This is a genomic window from Ruminococcus sp., from assembly GCF_024691275.1.
Lineage (GTDB): Bacteria > Bacillota > Clostridia > Oscillospirales > Ruminococcaceae > Ruminococcus.
The window spans coordinates 1-4,434 of the sequence record NZ_JAILNU010000060.1 but is presented as its reverse complement, the minus strand read 5'-3'; the positions used below and the strand labels follow the sequence as shown (position 1 = coordinate 4,434).

4 protein-coding genes are annotated in these 4,434 nt (G+C 49.3%); all 4 read left to right on the top strand.

Features of this window, described 5'->3' with window-relative positions; translation table 11 throughout:
- The coding region (locus tag K6G33_RS07415) for a dockerin type I repeat-containing protein (protein ID WP_296777873.1) at positions 1–584 on the top strand (584 nt) is incomplete at its 5' end.
- A 334-nt stretch (positions 585–918) separates the two neighbouring features.
- Positions 919–1,176 (top strand): preprotein translocase subunit SecG, encoded by a 258-nt coding sequence (secG, locus tag K6G33_RS07410; protein ID WP_296777872.1) that lies wholly within the window; start codon positions 919–921, stop codon positions 1,174–1,176.
- Positions 1,177–1,268: 92 nt separating this feature from the next.
- Entirely contained in the window at positions 1,269–3,449 is a 2,181-nt protein-coding gene (rnr, locus tag K6G33_RS07405; protein ID WP_296777870.1) for a ribonuclease R, read from the top strand.
- Positions 3,446–4,255: a hypothetical protein gene (locus K6G33_RS07400; protein ID WP_296777869.1), complete on the top strand. Its 810-nt coding sequence runs from the start codon at positions 3,446–3,448 to the stop codon at positions 4,253–4,255. The genes rnr and K6G33_RS07400 overlap by 4 nt, the downstream gene beginning before the upstream one ends.
- The last annotated feature ends 179 nt before the right edge of the window (positions 4,256–4,434 follow it).

The following is a 4,434-nucleotide window of genomic DNA, read 5'->3' as shown; positions in this document are numbered from 1 at the left end:
ACCTCAAGGTAAATTCAAACGACACTGAGGTTTCAGGTGCTTTCGGTACTTGGACAGGCAAGTGGGAACAGGAAGACTTCAAGGGCGTTAAGGTAGGCGCTGACAAGACTGTCGCTATCGACTACACTATCCCTTCAAACGCAGGTGCTACTATCAAGGCTATGGTATTCTGGCCACACGGCAACGGCGTTACTATCCAGAAGGTAGTTCTTCACAAGGACGGTTCTTCTGTAGAAACAACTACTACAAAGAAGACCACAACTACTACAAGAACTACAACTACTACAACAAGAGCAACTACTACAACTACTAAGGAGCAGCCAAAGGAAGTTTCGATCTACGGCGATGCTAACAACGACAGCAAGCTCGACATGAGCGACGTTGTTATCATTATGCAGGCTCTTGCAAATCCTAACAAGTACGGTCTCAACGGTTCAGACCCCAACCACATCTCTCAGCAGGGCTGGGCTAACGCTGACGTTCACAAAAACGGCAACGGCGTTACAATGAACGATGCTCTCGCTATCCAGATGAAGCTCCTCGGACTTATCACAAGTCTCCCTACTAACGCAAACTTAGATTGACCTTTATGAGCGTTAGCTATCACCTTCGTCCGTAAGTGTGATAATTATACAGAATTTTGCCCCGAAGCATTTCATAATGCTTCGGGGCATTTTTGCAGCGTCACGCTGCGCTCGGAAAGCCCCCCTGCACATGAGCCATGTTACGTGCCGTGTAAGATATAGGCGTTTTTGTTTAAAACTTGTACGATTTCACCAATTTTATGCAGTTTTTTTGTCTTGCTTTTTCGATGAAACCCCTTGCAAATCCAGCTCTTCTGTGATATAATAGTAAAGCTAATTGAAATATTTCGGCTCTTGCCGTAATTCATAATTTTTTTTCGGAGGTATTTTTATTATGTCAACTTTAGAGGTCATCGGCGGAGTCGTTATTATCGTTCTCAGCCTTATCACAATTATCATTTGCCTTTCTCAGGAACAGAAATCACAGGACAGCATGACAGCTGCTCTCACAGGTGCAAGCGCTGATTCATTCTACGGAAAAAACGAAGGCAGAACAAAAGAAGCTATTCTTGCTAAGATCACAAGAACTCTTGCGATACTTCTTTTCGCTGCTGTTCTTGCAGTAAACATCGTACCGATCTTCACAAAGTAATCAAATCTGCCCTGTGACGCTCAGTCATGGGGCTTTTTATTTTCATTTTGGGAAATATTCCCGCCTATCATTTCTCTTAAAAGGAGATCTATATGTCAGATAAACAGAAAAAGAAAGTCCCAGAGAAAAAGGGTCGTGCCCTTGTCTCTGTTGAAAGCTATAAAAATAAGATAGTGACCTTCCTGAAGGCTTACGGGAAAAAGTCCATGCCGCTCAATGAGCTCGAATCAAAGTGCAGGACAAAAAAATCAGGCAGGGAAAATTTCACTGCCGCTTTCTCCGAGCTTCGCACAGAAGGCGTTATCATGATGAAAAAGGGCATGAAAGCTGCTCTCTGCTCGCGTATCAGCGTCTACCCCGGTACAGTCACACGTCTGAGCCGTACCTTCGGCTTTGCAGTCACCGATGACGGCATCGAGTACTTTATCCCGGGAAAATGTATGCTGGGCGCTATGCCCAACGACAGAGTGCTCATCTCCCCTATCGCCTCCCGTTCAGGCGAGCCTGAGGGCGAAGTCCTCGATATACTGGAGTTCGGCAGCTCTCAGCTAACAGGCAAGATAGAGTTCGAGGACGGCAGACCTTACCTCGTGCCCGATACAGCTTCACGAAACCATATCATCATCGTCCGCGAGGAAAGTATCCCCTTCGAGAACGGCGATAAGGTGCTCGCGGAGATAGTCTACCGCGGCAGAAGACACGCCGAGCATAAGGTGAAGATAACACTCGTTTTCGGAAGCTCGGAATACGCTGCTTCAAGTGCAGCTTCAATTCTCGTTATTCACGGAGCTCCCACCGCTTTTCCCGAAGATGTGCTGAAAGAAGCACGTAAGATCTCCGAGGGAGGCGTTCAGGAGTACAGCTTCAATAACCGCGAAGACCTGCGCGATATGCCGATATTCACTATCGACAGCGCAGAATCAAAAGACCTCGACGACGCTGTATCACTGGAAAAAACCGACAAGGGCTACCGCCTCGGTGTTCATATAGCCGATGTCTCACACTATGTCAAGGGCAACAGCGCCCTCGACAAGGAAGCTCTCATGCGCGGTACAAGCATATACTACGCAGATAAGGTGATACCTATGCTGCCTAAGGAGCTTTCCAACGGGATATGCTCCCTTAACCCAAATGAGGACAGACTCACGCTCTCTGCCTTCATGGACCTGGACTGCGACGGAAATATGCTCTCATACCGCTTCTGCAAAAGCGTTATTCGTTCCCGCGTCAAGGGCGTATACTCGGAGATAAACCGCATACTCGACGGTTCGGAAACTCCCGAGATCGCTGCGAAATACGCGGAAGTCCGCAGCTGCATCGCTCTCATGAACGAGCTTGCGGACAAGCTCATCGCTAATAAGAAGCTGCGCCATGCTCCCGAGATAGAAACTGCCGAAAGCAGACTCATTATCGGCGAGGACGGTATATGCTGCGATGTGCAGCCCCGTGAGCGCGGCAAGTCCGAGCGTATCATCGAGGAGTTCATGCTGACAGCAAACGAAGCTGCCGCTAAACTGGCTAAGGACAAGAAGGTTCCTTTCGTCTACCGTATCCACGAAGCTCCTCCCGAAGCTAAAACGGAATCCCTCCATGAGATACTCCCGAAGTACGGCTTCGAGTGCCCGCATTTCAGCGAATTCAAGCCTGCTCACGCAGCAAAGATACTGGAAGAAGCAAAGGGCACGGACAAGTTCGAGGCTGTGAATATGCTGGTGCTCCGCTCTATGGCAAAGGCTAAGTACTCCCACGAACCATTGGGTCACTTCGGTCTGGTGCTGGACGACTACGCACACTTCACCTCGCCTATCCGCCGATACCCCGACCTCGCTATACACCGCATTATAACCGATATCCTCGCAGGCTACAACAACGAGTGGCTCAACAAGCGCTATGAGGGCTTCGCGGTAAATGCTGCCGAGCGTTCCTCAGCAGCCGAGCTCCGCGCAGTCACTATCGAGCGCGAATGTGAGGACTGCTACAAGGCTGAGTATATGAAGGCTCACATCGGTGAGAGCTTCACCGCAAGGATATCAGGCGTAACCGAGTTCGGCTTCTATGCGGAACTCCCGAACACCGTGGAGGGTCTCGTCCACATAAGATCGCTCCCCGAAGGCGAATACGACTACTCCGAACCCGTATCCCTTACCGAAAAATTCAGCGGCGTTTCCTATACTCTCGGTCAGACCGTTCAGGTCATCTGCGCTGCCGTAAGCGTCAGCGACGGTACTATTGATTTTGTTCTCGACGATGACGAACAGGAGGATAATTTATGAAAAAGATCTTGGCTGTCATGGCTGCTGCCGCTTTAATGGCAGGCGCAGTTTCATGCGATAAACAAAAAACCGGAAAAGTTCCTCACCCAAAACAGAAAACAACTAATGAAGAAACTACCGCTCAGTCTGACACCGATGAGCAGACAACAACTTCTGCGGATAAAAAATCTTCCACGACCACAAAAACATCATCTACTGTCACTACCACAACTGCTGCTGTAACTACATCGGCTGCAACAACTCAGCCCGACCCGCTCGGAAGCGGTTCCTTCGAGTACAACACCGACGGCGCTGTAGTCTTTAAGGCTGACAAGAATTCCGCAGATGACAGAACTCTTATCGCTGCTGCTCAGGCACTCTTTGAATCCGCCTGCCACACCGATTGGAGCTTCACTGTAGGCTGTCCCTACTCCGTTGACCAGAACAGCTACATCGAAGCAGGCAGCTTCTCGTGGAGATACTACCGCATAACCGACAGCAATATATCCTCTTATGCAGACATTTCCAATGCATACTATAAGGTGTTCAGCTCACGCTATCCGTCAAAGGAGCTCCCGAACCTTTACTGCGAGAAGGACGGCTCTGCGTATGCTCTCTGCGGCAACCGCGGTGCCAATATCTACTATTCGACTTCAAAGATAACAGGCATCAAGTCAAAGAGCAGCGACGAGATCGTGTTCACCGTCGAGAACTACTACGACGGCAGCGATTACGGCGAAGGTGCTCATACCGAGACCGACGAGTTCTCCGCAGTCATCGGCAGCGACGGCGTATGGAAGGCAGGAAAGTTCAAGCTGCCATATTGATATTTCAATAATTTGCGGCTGTCGAGAACGCCAGCCACTAATCAAAACCACCCGTTAAACGGGTGGTTTGAAAAAGCCCTAAAAGGGCTTGATACAGACACTGCCCCTTAAGAGGGCTGAGAAAGGTCTGCCAACTGCATTTCATTCTCAGCTACCCCTTAAGGGGTTTTATTTCTTTT

Excerpts from the sequence above, each read along its gene's own strand:
- K6G33_RS07400 (WP_296777869.1), top strand. The coding sequence starts at position 3,446 with ATGAAAAAGATCTTGGCTGTCATGGCTGCTGCCGCTTTAATGGCAGGC.
- rnr (WP_296777870.1), top strand. The coding sequence starts at position 1,269 with ATGTCAGATAAACAGAAAAAGAAAGTCCCAGAGAAAAAGGGTCGTGCC.
- secG (WP_296777872.1), top strand. The coding sequence starts at position 919 with ATGTCAACTTTAGAGGTCATCGGCGGAGTCGTTATTATCGTTCTCAGC.